This is a genomic window from Bacillus sanguinis (assembly GCF_018332475.1).
Taxonomy (GTDB): Bacteria; Bacillota; Bacilli; order Bacillales; family Bacillaceae_G; genus Bacillus_A; species Bacillus_A sanguinis.
The window spans coordinates 1-19,011 of the sequence record NZ_BOQB01000189.1 but is presented as its reverse complement, the minus strand read 5'-3'; the positions used below and the strand labels follow the sequence as shown (position 1 = coordinate 19,011).

Annotated in this window: 17 protein-coding genes, 2 other RNA genes, 1 pseudogene and 2 riboswitches; of the genes and pseudogenes, 4 read left to right on the top strand and 16 right to left on the bottom strand. The window is 35.5% G+C overall.

Annotation, left to right across the window (positions count from 1 at the left end):
• Window positions 1-58: 58 nt before the first annotated feature.
• The 5 genes from KI369_RS19680 to KI369_RS19660 all read right to left on the bottom strand — a co-directional run bounded on the left by KI369_RS19680 (window position 59) and on the right by KI369_RS19660 (window position 4,348).
• Window positions 59-925 (bottom strand): 5'-3' exonuclease, encoded by an 867-nt coding sequence (locus KI369_RS19680; protein ID WP_088015738.1) that lies wholly within the window; start codon window positions 923-925, stop codon window positions 59-61.
• Window positions 926-1,055: 130 nt separating this feature from the next.
• A complete protein-coding gene (locus KI369_RS19675) occupies window positions 1,056-1,781 on the bottom strand; it encodes a P-type ATPase actuator domain-containing protein (RefSeq protein WP_001989790.1) in 726 nt (241 codons plus the stop codon).
• Between the two features lie 342 nt (window positions 1,782-2,123).
• Window positions 2,124-2,289: riboswitch (M-box (ykoK) riboswitch) on the bottom strand.
• A 125-nt stretch (window positions 2,290-2,414) separates the two neighbouring features.
• On the bottom strand, window positions 2,415-2,801 hold the full coding sequence (locus tag KI369_RS19670) for a DUF350 domain-containing protein (RefSeq protein WP_000606860.1): 387 nt from the start codon (window positions 2,799-2,801) through the stop codon (window positions 2,415-2,417).
• On the bottom strand, window positions 2,798-4,033 hold the full coding sequence (locus KI369_RS19665; RefSeq protein ID WP_212957068.1) for a glutathionylspermidine synthase family protein: 1,236 nt from the start codon (window positions 4,031-4,033) through the stop codon (window positions 2,798-2,800). The genes KI369_RS19670 and KI369_RS19665 overlap by 4 nt, the downstream gene beginning before the upstream one ends.
• A gap of 3 nt (window positions 4,034-4,036) precedes the next feature.
• Window positions 4,037-4,348, bottom strand: a complete 312-nt coding sequence (locus KI369_RS19660) for a hypothetical protein (protein ID WP_048527104.1) — start codon at window positions 4,346-4,348, stop codon at window positions 4,037-4,039.
• Window positions 4,349-4,431: 83 nt separating this feature from the next.
• On the opposite strand from KI369_RS19660, the gene KI369_RS19655 reads away from it, so the two are divergent.
• Entirely contained in the window at window positions 4,432-4,881 is a 450-nt protein-coding gene (locus KI369_RS19655; RefSeq protein ID WP_212957067.1) for a hypothetical protein, read from the top strand.
• Between the two features lie 52 nt (window positions 4,882-4,933).
• Here KI369_RS19655 and ssrS (KI369_RS19650) read toward each other — a convergent pair.
• From ssrS (KI369_RS19650) to KI369_RS19630, 5 genes are all read right to left on the bottom strand, one after another.
• A non-coding RNA gene (gene ssrS, locus KI369_RS19650) (6S RNA) lies at window positions 4,934-5,117 on the bottom strand.
• Window positions 5,118-5,138: 21 nt separating this feature from the next.
• A non-coding RNA gene (gene ssrS / locus KI369_RS19645) (6S RNA) lies at window positions 5,139-5,321 on the bottom strand.
• Window positions 5,322-5,437: 116 nt separating this feature from the next.
• The gene (locus KI369_RS19640; protein WP_088015741.1) at window positions 5,438-6,271 is read right to left on the bottom strand and encodes a sulfurtransferase; all 834 of its coding nucleotides are present in this window, start codon (window positions 6,269-6,271) and stop codon (window positions 5,438-5,440) included.
• Between the two features lie 2 nt (window positions 6,272-6,273).
• Window positions 6,274-6,546 carry a YpbS family protein gene (locus tag KI369_RS19635; protein WP_000451820.1) on the bottom strand — a complete coding sequence of 91 codons (273 nt, stop codon included), beginning with the start codon at window positions 6,544-6,546 and terminating at the stop codon, window positions 6,274-6,276.
• Between the two features lie 21 nt (window positions 6,547-6,567).
• Window positions 6,568-7,038 carry a GNAT family N-acetyltransferase gene (locus KI369_RS19630; RefSeq protein ID WP_088015742.1) on the bottom strand — a complete coding sequence of 157 codons (471 nt, stop codon included), beginning with the start codon at window positions 7,036-7,038 and terminating at the stop codon, window positions 6,568-6,570.
• A gap of 72 nt (window positions 7,039-7,110) precedes the next feature.
• On the opposite strand from KI369_RS19630, the gene KI369_RS19625 reads away from it, so the two are divergent.
• Window positions 7,111-7,365 (top strand): DUF3931 domain-containing protein, encoded by a 255-nt coding sequence (locus KI369_RS19625; RefSeq protein ID WP_000369740.1) that lies wholly within the window; start codon window positions 7,111-7,113, stop codon window positions 7,363-7,365.
• A 3-nt stretch (window positions 7,366-7,368) separates the two neighbouring features.
• Here the strand turns inward: KI369_RS19625 and KI369_RS19620 are convergent, their stop codons facing one another.
• Window positions 7,369-11,028: a dynamin family protein gene (locus KI369_RS19620; RefSeq protein ID WP_212957066.1), complete on the bottom strand. Its 3,660-nt coding sequence runs from the start codon at window positions 11,026-11,028 to the stop codon at window positions 7,369-7,371.
• 549 nt (window positions 11,029-11,577) lie between these two features.
• On the opposite strand from KI369_RS19620, the gene KI369_RS19615 reads away from it, so the two are divergent.
• Complete coding sequence (locus KI369_RS19615; RefSeq protein WP_212957065.1) at window positions 11,578-12,741, top strand: DUF418 domain-containing protein; 1,164 nt, start codon at window positions 11,578-11,580, stop codon at window positions 12,739-12,741.
• A 17-nt stretch (window positions 12,742-12,758) separates the two neighbouring features.
• On the opposite strand, the gene pbuX is transcribed toward KI369_RS19615, so the two are convergent.
• The 3 genes from pbuX to KI369_RS19600 form a co-directional block, all read right to left on the bottom strand.
• On the bottom strand, window positions 12,759-14,081 hold the full coding sequence (gene pbuX, locus KI369_RS19610) for a xanthine permease PbuX (protein ID WP_087958159.1): 1,323 nt from the start codon (window positions 14,079-14,081) through the stop codon (window positions 12,759-12,761).
• A gap of 3 nt (window positions 14,082-14,084) precedes the next feature.
• Complete coding sequence (locus tag KI369_RS19605) at window positions 14,085-14,678, bottom strand: xanthine phosphoribosyltransferase (protein ID WP_088015747.1); 594 nt, start codon at window positions 14,676-14,678, stop codon at window positions 14,085-14,087.
• Window positions 14,679-14,783: 105 nt separating this feature from the next.
• Window positions 14,784-14,885: riboswitch (purine riboswitch) on the bottom strand.
• 116 nt (window positions 14,886-15,001) lie between these two features.
• Window positions 15,002-15,748 (bottom strand): type I methionyl aminopeptidase, encoded by a 747-nt coding sequence (locus KI369_RS19600; RefSeq protein ID WP_088015748.1) that lies wholly within the window; start codon window positions 15,746-15,748, stop codon window positions 15,002-15,004.
• A 584-nt stretch (window positions 15,749-16,332) separates the two neighbouring features.
• Between KI369_RS19600 and mphL the strand changes: the two genes are divergently transcribed.
• Window positions 16,333-17,229, top strand: a complete 897-nt coding sequence (mphL, locus tag KI369_RS19595) for a macrolide 2'-phosphotransferase MphL (RefSeq protein ID WP_212957064.1) — start codon at window positions 16,333-16,335, stop codon at window positions 17,227-17,229.
• Between the two features lie 40 nt (window positions 17,230-17,269).
• On the opposite strand, the gene KI369_RS19590 is transcribed toward mphL, so the two are convergent.
• Both KI369_RS19590 and ypwA read right to left on the bottom strand, forming a co-directional pair.
• The gene (locus tag KI369_RS19590; RefSeq protein WP_212957063.1) at window positions 17,270-17,740 is read right to left on the bottom strand and encodes a GNAT family N-acetyltransferase; all 471 of its coding nucleotides are present in this window, start codon (window positions 17,738-17,740) and stop codon (window positions 17,270-17,272) included.
• 47 nt (window positions 17,741-17,787) lie between these two features.
• Window positions 17,788-19,011: pseudogene (gene ypwA / locus KI369_RS19585) on the bottom strand (carboxypeptidase); the annotation flags it as partial.

Genomic DNA, 19,011 nt, shown 5'->3' with positions numbered 1-19,011 from the left:
AGAGAGATGTTGTATAAGTCAACGTTTCACTTATACAACATCTCTCTTTTAAAACTATTTATAGCATATTGATTAATATTTCAGGTCTTCCCCAATTCATTTCTTCACAAACAAATCTAAGTTTTTCTTCATCCATTGTGTGTAATCCTTCTTCTAGTGAACATGAGATTGGAACTTCACAGTGAATTTGTGCCAATTGTAATGAAATATTTAAGTTCTCTAAATCACTTTCAATCTTTGTACGCTGCGCTTTCGTTAATGTAGCTACATTTTCTAGTACGGTTGCTACTGTTCCATGCTCTTGAATAAGCTTATAAGCTGTCTTTTCTCCAATACCTTTTACACCTGGGTAATTATCGCTCGTATCTCCCATGAACGCTTTCGCATGCACGATTTGCCACGGTTCTACGCCTTTTTCTTCCATGATTTTCTCTGGTGTGTAATATTCGTAATTTCCAATTCCTTTGCGCAAGAGCATAACTGTAACGTTCTTATCAACAAGCTGAAGTAAATCCGTATCACCTGTTAATATATAAACTTCCGCTTCATTACAGTATTGTTTTGCAAGCGTACCGATGCAATCATCCGCTTCATACCCTTTCATACCGATAACCGGAATAGACAATTTCGCAGTCATTTCTTGTACTAAATCAAATTGCGGAATTAATTCTTCAGGCGGCGCTGCACGATTCGCTTTATAATTTGAGAACGATTCTGTTCTAAATGTCGTACTTCCCATATCCCAGCATGTTACGATGTGTGTCGGTTCAATTGCTTGCATAGCTGTTAATAAATGTTTCATATAACCATGAATCCCGTTTGTAGGGGTACCATCTTGTCGTTTCATAAATTGTCCGTAGACACTTGTTGCGTAAAAAGCACGAAATAATAGTGCCATACCATCAACTAATAATACTTTTTTCATAATTCCTCTCCTACTACAAAAAATAATAACCTCACGTCATCACGTAAGGTTATATAAATAGATTACCATTCTACGTTTTTTAACTTTGTCTATTATACATTGTTTTTGTATATTTAGCATCATTTACACATTAAGACGTTCTACTGCAACAAGTATGAAGAATTCCAGAATACGTATTTTTCCCAGTAGAAACAACTACAGCTTTTGCATTTCCACCAACAATATACGTCCCTTTGAAACATACGTTTTCAAGTTCAAGTGGATTATAGTCTTTCATTCGTTTTAGAGGAATAAATCGTTTACGCTCAAGATGATAGCAACTTTCAAATTTCTCTATACTTGCATCTTTTCCTGTTAACACAGATTCATTTACTAATAAATCATTCGCGTAAATAATACGTACATCTGCTGGTACTGTATCACCTTCTGAAAGAAAAATCATATCACCAGGAACAAGTTCTTGTACTGGCAAATTCATCATTTTCAATTCACCGTTTAATCCTGTTACACTAGAACATTCTACTCGAGACACAGTAATTTTCTCACATTGTAATCCATTACGCACATTTTGCTTTGAAAGACCTGGGATCATTCCACTTAGCTTCATCATTACTTCCGCAATACGCGCTCTTTTTGAAGTTAATTCATTTCGACCGTATACTTGAATACGTTTTTGTGCCTCTTTCATAGATAACCCGTCTCTTGTTGTTTTAAAATAAGCGAATACAGATTTTACATCTCTCGTTGCGATTTCAATTAATAAATCTTTATTTTTTTGAAGCATTGTTTGTTCTTTCATTGATTTTTTACTTAATTTATATGACGCGTTACCCACAGTTTTGTTTGCATATAACATATTATCGTCTCCTCCTGTACAACATAGGAAGAAACGCTTTGTTTCTCAATTTATCCACTTTACCATAAAAGTGTCTAGCGCTTAAATATGAAAATAAACGCTACATAATGATAAATATAGAGGGAGGAACAAGTCGTTTCCTGCCTACATCATATATTTTTGATTTGAAGTATATGGGTAACGGAACCGAGTCAGAATTTGACATGCTCCTCACCTCCTCATTTAATTTTATAGTTATACTATGATGTTACTCATAGCTTTGTAACAAAAAGACCCTTACTCCGAAAAGAGTAAAGGTCATGACATACACAAATAAACGATTCCTAATACAATTAGAAATCTACGGACCTCTCCCTCGCCGAGTTTTAGCACTGTATAGCATAGGTACATTACCAGCTACGTTAAGAAAAACCTTAATTCGATCATTCCTGTTGACCCATTGGCGTCTCTCGACATTTTTGGGCAGTAGCATTTCTCTATACAGGAGCCTCACCTAACAGAGACTTATTTTTATTACATAGAAAATGTTACTCTTATTTAAAATAGATGTCAACAGTAGCATACAATTTTTTCGAAAGGTATAACAAACTAACGTAGACATAATAAAAAACTTTACGTTTAAACGTAAAGTTCTTAATAAGTGATACATCCAGCAATTACAATCCCAATGGAAAGCGATAAAAACATAAGAAAAAGACCCACTGCTTGATTATCTTCTTCAAGACTTTTGTTTATATTAAAGCGCGGTGTAAGCCACTCAGCTAAATAAAAGACGATAATTTGAGCTAAAATCCCAACTGCTCCCCACGAAACCATATCAAGAAGTGAAATAGAATTAGCTGCTGTTGAATATAAAACAATCGCTAACCCAAGTAATCGCCCTCCAAGCACATAGCTTACCGCCTTATTTCCTTGGGCCATTAACTTAAATTCTTTCACTTTCGTTGTCACTTCCATCAGGAATAGACCAATGCATAAAAGTCCAAGTGTGACTGCTAAATATAATAAAAAATTAATCATGTACTTTCCTCCTTTTTTATACCTACCGGTAAATAGTACGATTCATTACCCGTAATTTTTTCCCCAGCGCGAATACCGATACTACTCGCTTTTCCCGCAATTAAAAACGAACCAAATACATACGACAGTTTCTCCATCCCTTTCTCTGTTTCCAAAGATACGACTGGAAGTTCTGTATACTTTTGAAATATCGGCAGTGACGCTTTATACGTTTGGTGTACATTTTGAATCATAATATTTTTGTCCTTATCGCGAACGGTAATTGTATCTCCCTCTCTACCAAATGAAGGTTTTTGAACGAAAGAACCTTTTCCTAAAAATAAATCTGGTTCTAAATATGTAGGTAACATATATTCTTTAATCCACTCTCGTTCCTCATTTGTATAAAAAGCATCTTCTTCTGCTAGCCCCCAAATCAAACACTGAATTGATTTCGGCTGAAGTAAAAATGCTGACAAAGGATTTATAATAAAAAGCTTTCCGGCTTTTACGAGCTGCAACAACTCCACACCAACCAAATCTCCAGTTTCTGGATCTTGATCCTCAATTAAATCTTCTATTGGATATGTTTGGCGATATAAAACATCAATCTTTACTCCATCTCTATCCACTAATGCATCTTTTGTAATTCTAAGTTCTGACATTGGTACTACTTTATTTTCAACATGGCATAAATGACTCAAATACATCGTCGTATTCCAATCCTCAATATGTTCATGATGTGCTGTAAAAACAACATTTGGGTTGTCTATTCCCTTTATCGCTTCCATTACAGCTTTTGTAACACCAGAAGATAGCAATCGCTCTTGACCTAAGTTCGGATCATCATAACCTAGCTTTTTACAAACTTCCCCATTCATTTGAAAGCATTCCATAATAAAGGTGGGTGTATCACTATTAAACTCAAGCATTTTTATTTGGTTTTCATCTGTTAAAACGAAATCAAATCGTGAAATAACAGATTCAGGATATAATCCTTTCATTCTAATGAATGATAAGCTCGCAGGAGGAAATCCAAGTTTAAGAAGCTGTTCGTCGCTTAAATTACGCAACAGTCTAGCAGTCTTAAAAAATATTTTTCCCATTCGTTCAGTTGCTAATTGCAATTGTTTCTTAGTCTCATTTGTTATAGAAAAAACATGAAACAAACTATACTCACATTCATATAGATCCGACCAGAAATTCGGATATTTCGAATAAAACTCTTTTCGATTCCTTACATACTGCGACATGTTTTAGCCCCCAAATCCTCCCTTTGAACCGCTTCCAATTCCCCCTTTAAATTCGGCAGACGATTGATACGATTTAAACGCCGATGAATTTTTAAAATTGGATTTATTTTGATAGTATCGCCCACCATAGAAATAATGCCCACGATAACCTGAACTACTATCATCACACTGCCATACCCCAAGCTCATCATCCCAATCCCAATCTGAACAACTCTTATCATTCGGTTTTGGGGGAAGATCTTGCGCGCAACCAAATAAGGTGCCAGTCATTAAAGACGTTACGACACCACCAACTAGCCATTTCGTTTTTGTCACCTTCGCACTCCCCTTTTTAAATTCTATTCCTATTATATAGGATGTCATGATAAAGTAGAAGAAAAAGGAAGAAGAGGGATAAAATGCGCTTAGAATATCGACTTAATGATGAAACGAAAGGGTATCCAGCTTTATGGAACTATGCAAATATTTCTAATTCTGAAATCATCGCACGCATGACTTGTGAATATTTTATAAAAGATAAAAATACATATGTTGTCACTGCAACTTCAGTAGATCCTGACGGAACAGCAGTTATATATATTCAACAAGAAACTTTTTCTAACGATCCTTCAGATCCTACTTACTTCCACATCGGTTTTGAAATTAGGGAGCTAAAGGATACGAGTTCAAACTTGATTAAAAGTAAAGATGTATGGAACTATGAAGAAATCTTGCCATATCTGCATTCAGATATTATATATATTCAGCGCGACAGCATGCATATGGAGTTTACTTTAGATTCAAGAGAGATTGATGAAGACAGAAAATGCTATATTTATTATGGAAACTTCACAGGTGAATCGAGATAACATGAATATATATACAACAAAAAAACCTTACGTATAAAACGTAAGGTTTTTATTTAGCCCCACATATGCCGTTCTCTCTAGATGTCCATAAACCTGCTCTCACAGGTGGATGCTCTCACAAATGTTTGTAACTTCCTTCTTAAAAAGATGGCATGTTAGCTACATTTAAATATTGAACTTCCATATTAAACTTATTGGTTTAAGACATGCATAAGCTACGTACACCGTAGGAATTTTATATAATGTTAGTTGAAATAAGACCCCCGCACGTGCCGCTCCTCGTAAATGTCCAAAAACCCGCTACTCGCAGGTGGATGCCCTCACAGTTACCGTACATCTTCCTCCACAAGGAAGGCTTGATGATGGTCGCTAAATATTGAGCTTCCGTATAACTAACATCGGTTTTAGACATAAATAAGTTACGTACACCGCAGGATGTATTATTTACTTGTCGTTATATTATCACATTGTTTCCAATGTGTAAAATACAAAGTTTTTCGAGCAATTTCTTGCTTGTGACCTTATTTTAATACAAATTATTTTTGCATGCAAGTGATTAATCTTCTTCTTTTACAATTTGATTTTCTGGATAAGAAATCCAATCACTCCAGCTACCTGCATACAATTTAACATTTTGAAATCCAGCTAATTTTAATGCAAGGATATTTGGACATGCTGTAACACCAGAACCACAATATACAATTGTTTCCTTATCTTTCGAAAGATTTTGGAATCGTTCTTGTTGCTGAGCCTCATTCTTAAATTGTCCTGATTGTAGAATTCCATCCTTCCAAAAATGGTTTACAGCTGTCGGAATATGTCCTGCTTTTGGATCAACAAGTTCCTCTACACCAGCATAACGTTTTGGCTCTCTAGAATCAATTAACGTAACATCTGCACCTGCATGAATATTCTCTCTAACCGTTTCCATCGTTACAAGCATATGATCTTGTATATTGCCTTTGAATGTTTTTCGTATAGCAACAGGAGTTTCCGTTGTTATCGGTAGTCCCTTCTCTTGCCAAGCTGGAAATCCGCCATCTAATATATATACTTTCTCATGTCCTACATAGTTTAATAACCACCATAAACGAGAAGCATTTGCACCCGCTTGACTGTCATATGCAACTACTGTCGTATGTTCATCAATACCAGCTCGCGAAAGCTTGTCTGCAAACTCCTCGATATTTGGCAACGGATGACGACCACCATGTTCTGTTACTGGACTTGATAAATCTAAATTCAAATCAAAATATAACGCATGAAGAATATGTCCTTCCTCATACTTTTCTCTACCCCAATTAGGATTCGCTAAATCAAAACGACAATCGATTATACGGACATTCTCATCTTCTATATGCTCACGTAACCATTCGACTGTAACTATCATCTTTAACGACCTTCTTTCTCTTGCAAACGACTTACATACTCCATAACCATTTCTTCTGTAACATATTTACGTTGCAAGGTAACACCATTTTTTGCAAGATCATTAATTTGCTTTGTTACAACATTAATGACATCAACCGAAAATTCTTTCCCATTTGACGCAAGAGATACGGCTGCTTCAATAGCTGCTTCACGCTGCGCATCTAATTGTAAACATGCTTTTACACTTTCATTTTGTTTACGAGAATGTGCTGTAATTGCTTTATGTACTTCCATCTTCTCTTCCCCCTAAATAAGTTATACGTTCTGATTCAATTCCATCGTAAGCCGAATCATATCGCGGCATACAATCCCATTTTCAATAATCTCTTCTTCATAATGCTTTGAAAAGTAATCAAAATCAATAGAAAAAATACGAAATCCACATTTTTGATATAAAGCAAGTTGTGAAACACTAGAATTGCCTGTACCAACTTCAAGTTTTGACATACCATATTCTTTAGCAGTTTCTATGGCATGACTTACTAGCTTCTTTCCAATCCCTTTTCCTTGCAAATGCTCTACAACCGCAATATTCATAATTTCCATCGTTTTCGGCCTTGTTTCCAAAAGAACATATACACCGATAACTCTCTCCTCTTGCTTAGCTACATATGTTAACCCTCTTTGTATATATGCATCAATTTGCCTCTCGCTTGGATCAGCAAGCAATAATAAAGGTTTCGGTATAGCTTCTTCTTTCGAAATATACTCTATTACTACCCCCATAAAAAATTCCCCTTTCTCTATTGTTCTAAACCCTCCTTGTCTACCATAAGTAATAGAAAGGAGGGATTCACCATGGACAACAATGAGAAAAAATGCAACGTCATCTCTATTGATGGAAAGAAGAAGAAAAGCGACACGTATTCCTATCCAAAATTAGTAGTAGAAAACAAAACATATGAATTTTCTTCATTCGTCTTATGCGGTGAAACACCAGACGGCAGACGCCTTGTTCTTACTCATATGATTTCTACCGATGAATTTGCTGGGTTTGTCAAATCTTTAGATACAGTACTGCAGAAGAAAATTGAGCGGATTTTTTTCTCATAACGACTATATCACATAAATTTCTTTTTCAATCTCTACTAACTGCTTTTGCAATTGTTCTTTACTTTGTTCATATAGTGATACATCAATCGTTTCAGCCAATGCAAATAATATACTTTCATAATAGTTCATCACATCTTGCTGCATTACTTTTTGGAATAAATTCCATTTCAAATCCCACTCTTGCTTATAATGATGAACAAATAAATCTTTTTCATCGGCTACATAGTTTGATACGAAAGGTTCTAATACAACTTTAGCCTCTTCTTGCATGAAAGCTTTATCATTTTTTTCAAAAAAGCTTTTTTCATTTTTAAAATGCGCCAATGCTTTTTTGAAATCTTTTATTTCAATTGAAGGGAACGGTTCTTTATGTGCAATATCTTTATATTCATAATCCACTGTTCCACCCATAGAAATTGATTCATTTTCTACTTTACAGTTCACCACAATTTCACCCTTTGCACGCTTCATCGCTTCATCTATCCATTTTTCAAGGCGTAATGATGTCGCACGCATTTCTTGTAATAAATCATGCTGTATAAATGCTACTAATTCCATAACGCACTGTTGCAACTGCACTTTCACATTTCCATCCGTTCGAAGCGATGCTGGATTAATAAATTCAGTAAACACATCGTTATAGCGTAGGAATAGACGCTGTTGCACGTAATAAAGCAATTCTTTCACTTCATTTTGCATCGCCTGTTCTTCAGCAAGCACACTATATGATGAAATAATATGAAGTAGTTGATCACGCTCTGCTTCATATTTTTTCGTTTGCTTCTCTTTCTCCTCATTCCCCTGCTTTGCACCATTTATCATATTTACTAAAAGCTGATCCGCCCCTTGCAACGCACCATATAAAGCATGAACAGATACGAGCATTAAATCTCTCATCATAAAGGATGTAAATGATTCCTCGAACTTAGCAATCCCAGAGTTTTGTAAAATACCGTACTTCTCTTTTTCAACATTCTTTCCTTGCTTCTCTTCAAGCGCACATAAACTTGAAATTGCAAATAAACGCGGATTTCTAATACCGTATTGCAGTAGCTGATCTGCGATATAACCTTTTACCATTTCAAGTTCTTCTTCAGACTCTGCTAAATCGGCCGCATTAATTAGGAAGAACATTTTATCTAGAGCAAAAGTATCCTTTACACGACCAAGCTGGATTAAGAATTCACGATCAGCACGAGAAAACACATGATTATAATACGTTACAAATAAAATAGCATCTGCATTTTTAATATACTGGAACGCAACGTCCGTATGGCGGGCGTTAATAGAATCCGCTCCAGGTGTGTCTACTAGCGCTACCCCTTGCCTTGTTAATGCGCAATCATAATAAAGCTCCATGTACTCAACAAAACATGATTTTTCTTCATTCGCTACATAATCAGAAAACTCTTCTAATGTAACTTGTACTTGCTCCCCTAAATAAGCAGAAACCGTGTCATACCCTTTTTGTACTGCTCGTAAAAAGCTAAATGTTGTTTTTTGCTTCCCGGTTGGCGAAGGATATTTCATAACTTTATCAATTTGTGCTAACGCTTCATCTAACGTAGTAATCTCATAATGAAACAGCTTATAAACAGCTTTCATATCTTCTAATAAAGCTTGCTTTGATTTAAATTGAACCATGACTGTTCCGTGTGGTTTTTCCTCTGTAACCGGCAAAATTTGATTAATCGTTGCTGTCGTCGGATTTGGTGATACCGGAAGTACCTTCTCACCAAGCAATGCATTGGCAAATGATGATTTTCCAGCACTAAACGCTCCGAATAACGCTACTGTAAATTGTTTCGTTTCCACTCGACGCCTTTTTTCTATTACCTCTTGCTGTACATGTTTCAGCGCTGGCAATGGCTCTAATATCGTTTCAGCTTTCTTCACTTTCTCTAATATACGCTGAATATTTAAAGCTGCCGTTCCTTTTATCTCTTCCTCACGAGCCATTATGTTATCGTTTACGCTTTCCTGCTCTTGTAGTGTGAATTTCTCACTAACAATTTGTGTTTTATTTTGCAATATCTCCTCTATTTGCAACCCTTCAGGTGTAGCAACACGCTCGTGCCAAATATTTTGTAAATAACTTTCATATGTCTCCAAATTGTTACTGTATTGCAATTTCGTTTCTTTTGCCGTTTGCAACATCGTATACTTTTCAATCTCTTCTTCAATGCGAGCAACTGCTTCCTTCACCTTTTGCTTTAAAACGACTGCACTTTTATCAAAAATTTGCTGTGCTTTTGTAAAATAACGTTTCTTCAGTTCATTCGCTACATCCGCTGTATAAAGAAGTAAGTAATCACCTGTGAAACCTGCACCTTGTTTAATGACTTCAGCTAACATTTCTGGTCCAAAAGCAATTTCTAAAGCATATATGTCTTTTCCAATTTCCTCTGTGAACAATCCTTCTTCTTTTAAGAAGACAACAATAAATTCTTTCACATGAAAATCAAGTTGCGTTTCAACAGTCTTTTGCAAAGCAGAATAAAAAGCATCTAAACGTCTCTGTCTTTCTTGCTCCGTCTTTCCTTTCGCAAATAGCAAACCGACCTTGAATTTTGTTAATTTCGTTTCTAAATACGCATTTGCCATTTCTCTCATTTCAAATGGCATTAAATACGCGTTATCTAATATGGCTTGTAAGCCTTTTATAAATTCGTTTCTCACATGAGATTCTTTACTAGCCTCGTGACGTTTCGTTTCCGTTAACTCTTCTTTCTTTTCAACTATTTCTGAAATCGAAAGCGGTGATGTTAACTCTTCCTCATATTTCAACAGGGCTTTTTCATTTTCAGAAAGAATAAACGAGAAATGTTCCCCCATTAAATATTCTGTTTCGCGCTCCATTCCATCTCTTACATACTGCTCTTTTTCTTTCATAATAGATGTAATTAATGTTTCTAAGCTTCCAATTTCATTATGTGGATGGTTCATCATTCGTAATGAAGTATAATAAACTCCATCTACTTCAATATCCCAGTTAGCGAACGATTGTTTTACACTATCTTTATACTCCTCAAACGATAATTCATTTTCTTTATGTTTATCTATTTGGTTTACAACGAGATAAACCGTTTTATTACGTTGTTTCAATTCTTTAACAAATTGCAAATTCACTTCCGATTGGACGTGATTATAATCCATCATATAAAAAATTACGTCTGCTAGATGCAGCGTTGATTCCGTCGCTAGTTGATGAGCATCATCTGTTGAATCAATCCCTGGTGTATCAACTAACATAACACCCTCAGGGATTGGCGCATCATTCCGATAAATATGAACACCAATTACCTCATCGCCATCTTTACAAATTTGCTTTAATTCTTCTGCTGAATATGCACCGTCATATTCGTACTGCTCTCCAGATTTAATCGTTACAACAACACGATCAAATCCCTTTTCAATTTTAACGACGTTAGCGCTTGTCGGAATTGGACTTGTTGGTAACAACTGCGCTTTATATAGATGATTCATCATCGTTGATTTCCCTGCTGAGAAGTGACCGCAGAATGCTATCATAAGCTGCTCTTGTTTATATTTTTGAATCACTTCAAACAACTTTAAGCTATTCTCTGCATCGCCGTGTTTTTGCCACTCTTCATAAAAACAAACAAGTTTTTTCATACCGTTTGTCTGTACTATGTTTGTCATCCCCTTGTTCCCCTTTATCCAAGATGTATATACTTTCTCCCGCGATTTGCGAGCTCGTAATCAGTGAGAGTTACACCTATCCATTGATTACAGTTTCACTTTACTATCATACTAAATTTTCAGCATATTCTCATTAAAAATAAAAAATCCCTTTCATTCTTTTTACAAATGAAAGGGATTTTATGTCATATCACTCATTTTGCTGTTCCTACTCCATTTAAAACATACTTTGCAATAACTGCATATACAGCGATCGTACCTGCTACTAATGCATATACCATGCTCATGCACCAACCTTTTTTGATAATGATTATCACTTTTGAATACATTTTATCATTAAAGAGAATCATTATCAACACTTTTCATAAAGAAAGCCCCTTATAAGAAGGAGCTTCACTGCCTGTTTTGAAGAAGGTTAAAACTTGTTGTGCACTCTTATTATATCTCATCTTACATAACTTAATAGTTAAAAAAAATGGAAATATACCCTATACCCTCCATCTTACATTTTGTATAATAAAAGGGAATTACTTAACAAGGAGGAAAATAATGACACAAAATATTTCACAAGGCGAGAGGATACACTCCATCGATATTATTAGAGGAATAGCTGTACTAGGTATTTTTCTTGTGAACTGGCCTGTTATCGCTGGGATTGACTCACGTGATCTTTCAGGAGTTTATGAGGGGCTAGATAGCTATATCCGTCTATTTTACGATATGTTTATTCAAACGAAGTTTTATACTATCTTTTCTTTTTTATTTGGCTTAGGCTTTTACATTTTTATGACTCGTGCTGAAGCGAAAACAGATCGACCAAAAACTTTATTTGTTCGTCGCTTACTTATTTTATTATTATTTGGGTTCTTACATTACGTTCTTTTATGGGACGGAGACATTTTACATACTTATGCAATCGCTGGATTTTTCTTATTTTTATTTTATAAGAGAGAACCTCGTACCATTTTAATATGGGCAATCGTTTTATTAAGTATTTTTCAGTTTCTTATGCTAATTGCTAGTATTGGTATTGCCTTCATGCCAAAGAATGAACTTGGGCTATCCTTACCAATCATGCCACTTGAAGACTGGCTGTCACAAATACAAAATCGTTTCCATGAATTTTATGCTAAAGGAGTAGGACTAAATATTTCAATGCTCCCAGAAACACTCGGATTATTTTTACTCGGTTTATATGCTGGTAAAAAAGACATTTTCCGTCGCGCGAAAGAGTTAGATACAAAGCTAAAAAAATGGCAAATCATTATGTTCGTTTTAACATTACCGTTTTGGTTCTTTATGGTTCGTTATTTCTTATCTACATCGTCATATGAACCACTTTATATGCAAGGACTTGCAATGTTTAGCGGCAAAACATTATTCATATTCTACATTTTCACGCTCATGCGTTTATTACAAAAAGAGAAATGGCAAACATTATTACGTCCATTCCAATACGTCGGCCGAATGGCGTTAACAAATTACATCTCACATACAATTGTTACGTTACTTGTATTCGGACTATTGTTCAAAAATGATTATCTTGCTCCATTATGGGTAGGACCACTATTCTGCATCAGTTTCTACACGTTACAAATCTTTATTAGCCGCTGGTGGCTGTCACGTTATCAATACGGCCCACTTGAGTACATTTGGCGTCTTGGTACGTACGGGAAAATGATGCCACTTAAAAAGAAAAGCAAGGTCTCATAACGAGACCTTGCTTTTTTTTACGCTTCTCTTACCGCACTTTGCATAGCAACTGGCTCTTCTTTTACTTTCACTTTACGTTGCGGCACCATATTAAATACGATATTTAAAAGTACTGCTGACGCACTTCCAAGTACAATTCCGTTATCTGTTAAAATACGAATATTTTCAGGAAGTTGTGAGAATAAAGTAGGAACGACTGTAACTCCAAGTCCGATTCCGACAGAGCATGCAACGATTAATAAGTTTTCTTGTTTACCAAAATCAACGCTACTTAACATTTTAATACCATATGCCATTACCATACCGAACATTGCTAACATTGCACCGCCAAGTACTGATTTCGGAATGATTGTTGTAATCGCTGCGATTTTTGGAATGAACCCAAGTACGATTAACATACCACCACAAGTATAAATAATAACGCGATTTCTTACTCCAGTTAATTGAACAAGCCCTACGTTTTGAGAGTATGTTGTATATGGGAACGCGTTGAAAATACCGCCTAACACCATCGCTAATCCTTCTGCGCGATACCCTTTTGTTAATTCTTTTTCACCGATCTTTTTATTGCAAATATCCGATAGTGCAAAGTAAACACCTGTTGCTTCTACAATTCCTACGCAAGCAACTAAGATCATCGTAATAATTGGCGTCAATTCAAATGTTGGTGTACCGAAGTAAAATGGCTGAATACCATGGAACCAATCAGCTTCTCCAACTGCTTGCAAGCTTACTTTCCCCATAAATGCTGCAACGATTGTACCAAATAAAAGACCTAGTAAAATAGAGATTGAACGGATAAATCCGTCAAAGAAACGATACATAATGATGATAAATAGTAACACACCAAATGCTAATGCTAAATTTTCAAGACTACCAAAATCCTTACTTCCTACTCCTCCAGCCATATCATTAATTGCCGCTGGAACAAGTGTAACTCCAATTACGGTAACGACAGATCCTGTTACAACTGGTGGAAACAGTTTTACAAGCTTTCCAAATAATTTCGCAAAAATAACAACGAATAACCCGGCAGCAATAATTGCTCCATAAATAGAAGACACACCGTATTGTTTTCCGATTGCAATCATCGGCCCAACCGCTGTAAATGTACAACCAAGTACAACTGGGAGTCCAATACCGAAAAAGCGATTTGATAATGCTTGTAAAATTGTCGCAACGCCGCACATTAATAAATCAATTGAGACTAAGTATGTTAACTCTTTTTGATTTAAACCAAGTCCGCCGCCCACAATAAGCGGAACGATAATTGCGCCAGCATACATAGCAAGCATATGCTGCATACCAAGCGATGCAATTTTAAATGGATGTTGCTTCATTGCTTATTTCACCTCCGCAGTTTCATGCTGTACAAATGTAACTGTGCCATTACCAAGTGATGCAATTTCTGCTAGTGACTCAACACGAACTCCTTGTTCACGAAGCTTCTTTCCTCCATCTTGAAATGCTTTTTCAATAACAATCCCAATACCTGCAATACTCGCTCCAGCTTGCTCTACTAAACTCATTAAACCTAAAGCAGCCTGACCGTTTGCTAAAAAGTCATCGATAATTAAAACACGATCATTTTCATCGATATGATTTCGAGATAGTGAAATTTCATTCGTTTCTTGTTTCGTAAATGAGTATACGTTTGCAACGTACATATTATCTTGTAACGTTAACGATTTACGTTTTCTTGCAAAGATTACTTTTACACCAAGCTCTAATGCAGCCATAACTGCTGGTGCAATGCCTGAAGATTCAATCGTCACGATTTTTGTAATGTTCTCTTCTTTAAAACGTTTAGCAAATTCTTTTCCGATCTCTTGCATAAGTACTGGGTCAATTTGATGATTTAAAAATGCATCTACCTTTAATACGTCACCAGATAAAACCTTTCCTTCGTTCAAAATCTTTTCTTGTAATACTTTCATGTTTGTTCCCCCTCTTATGCAATAAAAAACTCCAAAAGCCGCCACCACTCGTTACAAGTGAGAGACGCGCTTTTGGAGTTTCGCAAAAAAGAATGCTAAACAAGCAATATATTCGTCCTCACTCATAGTCAAAGTATTTACGGTACTTCGGTAGAAACTTGCAGGCCATATCCCCGCGATTATATGAGTGTAGCTAACTATTTATTTTATAGAAGGATTATAACGCACTTTTTACATTTTGGAAAGCACTTATTAAAAAAACACGTACAAATTTCATAAAAACACTGTTTTCGTTCGAGTTTTGTAAACTCTTACATATTATTTCAAAGCGTCGTTAAAACGATTGGCCCATCTTTTGTAATCGCAATTGTATGCTCATATTGCGCTGATAATTTACCGTCCATCGTTCTTGCAGCCCATCCATTTAAATCTACTTTCGAATATCGCATACCTGAATTGACAATGGGCTCAATTGTAATTACCATTCCTTCTTGTAGCTCAGGCCCTTGTCCTTGCTTACCAAAATGAAAAATTGCTGGTTCTTCATGAATCTCTTTACCGATCCCGTGTCCTGTAAAGTCCCTTGCAACAGAAAAACCTTCATTTGCTACATAGCTTTCAATTGCATAGCCAATGTCCCCTACATGATTACCGATTACTGCCTGGTCAATCCCTTTATACAAAGCATTCTCAGCTACTAATAATAATCTTTCTGCTTCATCAGAAATTTTTCCAACTCTATACGTCCAAGCAGAATCTGAAAGACCACCATTTAAGTTTACTACCATATCAATTGTTACAATATCGCCCTCAGTTAAAGGAACATCGGCCGGAAACCCATGACACATTTCATCGTTTACGGATGCACATATCGCATATGGATACCCGTTATAACCTTTCTGCTGAGATATTGCACCATGCTTTTCTAAATATGCTTCAACAAACATATCAATTTCTTTTGTCGTAATACCTGGTTTCATCATTTTCGCAATTTCCCTATGACATGAAGCAAGTAATTTCCCAGATTCATGCATCAAATCTATTTCATTTTTCGTTTTAATTGTAACCATAATTACCTCTACCTTCCTTGCTAAGCCTACTATTTGCTACTAATACTAATCTAAAACTTCCAATTATAAAAGCAAATATCATTTCCCTAATTTCTGAATGTAAATTTTTATTTCATTCGTTTTTTAGGTATTACATCTAGTATTTTTTATTGATGTTTATCTATAAACAAAGTATATTGTTACTATACTATTAAAAGGAGGATTGTTAAAGATGATGCATGCAGGAAGACTACGTCAGCAAACTTTGAACAATAAGTAATTTAATATGTTCAAAGGCTCTGTTTTCATAAAGCAGAGTAAACGGGATTAGTCTGCACATTTTTAATAATCTTCAACGGAAGAGTACACTTTCCACATGAAGAAAGGCAGATATACATCTGTCTTTTTTTGTATATTTTTCCATACAAAGAGAGACGTTTATTCATTATATCCTCGTTTACTCTTAACCACAGACAGAAGCCCGTCTGTGGTTTTTTTATGATTACATTTTCTTATATCTCGCTACTTTAATCATATTGATATAGTTAGAGACAAAAAGTAACAGAAAACATTGAAATCAAAATAAACATTTGGAGGAAATAAAAATGAATACACTTAAAATTAAACAATTAGCAAATAAGGAAGGCCTAAATATCTTAGATGATTCAATAGAAATCAATGAATCTGGCGTTGACTTTCAAGTAGCACACGTTAAGGAACAAAACGGGGATAAATGGATATTAAGAATTCCTCGTAGACCTGAATCTATGAGACATGCTCTACGTGAAAAAGAAGCATTAGAAATCATGAAAAAACATGCAGAATTCCAAATTCCTGATTGGTCTATATTTTCTGAGGAACTAATTGCTTATAAACAACTAAGCGGCTTTCCTGCCGCTACTATTGATATAGAACAACAAGGTTATGTATGGAACTTTAACGAAAAAAATGTACCAACTGCATACTATATTTCATTAGGCAAAGTTCTAGCGAATCTACACTCATTACCTCAACAAAAATTTAATAATACAGGTTTTGAAATTCTTACTGCTAATGAATTAAGAACTTCTATGAAACAAAGGATGAATCGAGTGAAGGAACAATACCACATCAATCAAAACTTATGGGATCGTTGGCAAGCATGGCTAGCTGAAGACTCTTTTTGGCCATCTCATGTAGGAGTAAAGCACGGGGACATACATCCAGGTCATATCCTGATTGATAATAAAAATAATGTAACTGGCTTAATCGATTGGACAGAAGTAGGGATAGGTGATGTATCTATAGATTTCACATCGCATTATCTACTCTTTGGGAAGGATGGACTAACGAAGTTAATTAACGCTTATGACAACGCTGGTGGTAAAACTTGGTCAAGAATGGATGAACATATTATCGAACTTCTAACAACGAGTAGTATCACTGTTGCTGAATACGCTCAAGTGTCAGGTTTGAAAGACATGCATGAAATAGCTGTACACATGCTATCAACTGAAAGTTAATGAAGTTGCAACAAACAGAAGAGCCCTCTTCTGTTTGTTGTTATTTTCCACATATATAATTCATTTTTAAAAACTCAAAACAACTCCCATTCGTCTTCTGTATAAACGTTCCAACACCTTCGAATCCCGCTCTTTTATACACTTTAATCGCTCTCTCATTAAATGTAGCTACTGATAACGTTATATAATTACATCCGTATTTTTCTTTACTAAAAGCTAATCCAGCGTTTACGAACTGTAAACCAAATCCATTTCCAGTTATATCAGGTTTCATTCCAAGACCTATATCAACCGTGCCATCATTTATTTTACAAACAGTAAAAAAACCAATGAGGGTGCCCTTTTCCTTCACAGAAAATGTATGATCCCCTCTACTCTCATCATGTAAAAACTCAGCTAAATCTTCTTCATCTGCCTCTATATCGTAAAAGGAGTATTCCCCTTCATAATGCCAGTTATATGCAATCTCTTCCGCATCTTCTTGCGTCATTACTGTATATGTATAAAACATTCTTCTATCCTCCTTTTAAAAAAGAGCTGCAAGTAAGCAGCTCTTTTTTATAACTCATAAATTTCTTTATACTTCGCTTCTAAATAATCTGCTAAATAGTTTGCATTTAATCCTTCACCTGTCACATCTTCTAAAATTTCAAGCGGCTTTTTCGTTTTACCGTATTGGTGAATATTTTCTGTTAACCATTCACGAATTGGCGTTACGTTTCCTTCTTCTAATAATGCATCAAAGTTCGGGATGTCTTTTAACATTCTTTGCTTAAATTGTGCTGCATACATATAACCAAGCGCATAAGATGGGAAGTATCCAAATGAACCGCCAGCCCAATGAACATCTTGCAATACACCTTGCGCATCACTTTCCGGACGAATTCCTAAATACGCTTCCATCTTATCATTCCAAGCCGCTGGTAAATCCTTCACTTGTAATGTGCCATCAAATAATTCTTTCTCAAGTTCATAACGAACCATGACATGAAGCGGATATGTAAGCTCATCTGCTTCTATACGAATGAATGATGGTTTTGATTCGTTAATCGCATCATAAAACTCATCTACTGATATATCATTGAATTGACCATCGCTATACTCTTTTAATAAATCATAATTTTTCTTCCAAAATGATTTATTACGACCGATAAAGTTCTCAAAGAATAATGATTGTGACTCATGGATACCCATAGATGTTCCACTACATAGTGGTGTACCTTCAAATTTCTCAGCAATATTTTGTTCATATACAGCATGGCCACATTCATGAATTGTTCCAAACACAGCCATACGGAAATCTTTTTCGTCATAACGTGTCGTAATACGAACATCCCCTCTATTTAATGTAATCTCGAATGGATGTACCGTTTCATCAAGACGACCTGCTTCAAAGTCATAATTCAATTGCTTTAATAGCTCTAATGTAAAGTTCTTTTGTTTTTCTTTTGAAAAATGTTCTGATAAGGCACTTGTCTTTAATCTCTTTTGCGACTCAGATATTTCTTTTACGAGCGGAACGATACGCTCACGAAGCTGACCAAATACATGATCTAACACTTCTACTGTAATACCAGGCTCATACATGTCTAATAATGTATTATATTTATATGTTTCGTAACCCCAAGATGTAATGAATTACTTTTTGAATTCAACAATTTTGTCTAAATACGGACGAAACATTTCGAAATCAGATTTTTCGCGAGCTTCTTCCCACACACTTTCTGCTTTCGCTTCTAATTTCACATAAGCCTCGTATTCAGCTTGTGGAATTTTCTTATT

Bases quoted from the DNA above. Each gene is read 5' to 3' on its own strand.
- KI369_RS19600 (WP_088015748.1), bottom strand. From the start codon at position 15,748: ATGGTTACAATTAAAACGAAAAATGAAATAGATTTGATGCATGAATCT.
- KI369_RS19620 (WP_212957066.1), bottom strand. From the start codon at position 11,028: ATGACAAACATAGTACAGACAAACGGTATGAAAAAACTTGTTTGTTTT.
- KI369_RS19625 (WP_000369740.1), top strand. From the start codon at position 7,111: ATGGACAACAATGAGAAAAAATGCAACGTCATCTCTATTGATGGAAAG.
- KI369_RS19655 (WP_212957067.1), top strand. From the start codon at position 4,432: ATGCGCTTAGAATATCGACTTAATGATGAAACGAAAGGGTATCCAGCT.
- KI369_RS19605 (WP_088015747.1), bottom strand. From the start codon at position 14,678: ATGAAAGTATTACAAGAAAAGATTTTGAACGAAGGAAAGGTTTTATCT.
- KI369_RS19680 (WP_088015738.1), bottom strand. From the start codon at position 925: ATGAAAAAAGTATTATTAGTTGATGGTATGGCACTATTATTTCGTGCT.
- KI369_RS19615 (WP_212957065.1), top strand. From the start codon at position 11,578: ATGACACAAAATATTTCACAAGGCGAGAGGATACACTCCATCGATATT.
- pbuX (WP_087958159.1), bottom strand. From the start codon at position 14,081: ATGAAGCAACATCCATTTAAAATTGCATCGCTTGGTATGCAGCATATG.
- KI369_RS19635 (WP_000451820.1), bottom strand. From the start codon at position 6,546: ATGGAAGTACATAAAGCAATTACAGCACATTCTCGTAAACAAAATGAA.
- KI369_RS19630 (WP_088015742.1), bottom strand. From the start codon at position 7,038: ATGGGGGTAGTAATAGAGTATATTTCGAAAGAAGAAGCTATACCGAAA.
- KI369_RS19590 (WP_212957063.1), bottom strand. From the start codon at position 17,740: ATGTTTTATACATATACAGTAATGACGCAAGAAGATGCGGAAGAGATT.
- KI369_RS19665 (WP_212957068.1), bottom strand. From the start codon at position 4,033: ATGTCGCAGTATGTAAGGAATCGAAAAGAGTTTTATTCGAAATATCCG.
- mphL (WP_212957064.1), top strand. From the start codon at position 16,333: ATGAATACACTTAAAATTAAACAATTAGCAAATAAGGAAGGCCTAAAT.
- KI369_RS19675 (WP_001989790.1), bottom strand. From the start codon at position 1,781: ATGTTATATGCAAACAAAACTGTGGGTAACGCGTCATATAAATTAAGT.
- KI369_RS19670 (WP_000606860.1), bottom strand. From the start codon at position 2,801: ATGATTAATTTTTTATTATATTTAGCAGTCACACTTGGACTTTTATGC.
- KI369_RS19640 (WP_088015741.1), bottom strand. From the start codon at position 6,271: ATGATAGTTACAGTCGAATGGTTACGTGAGCATATAGAAGATGAGAAT.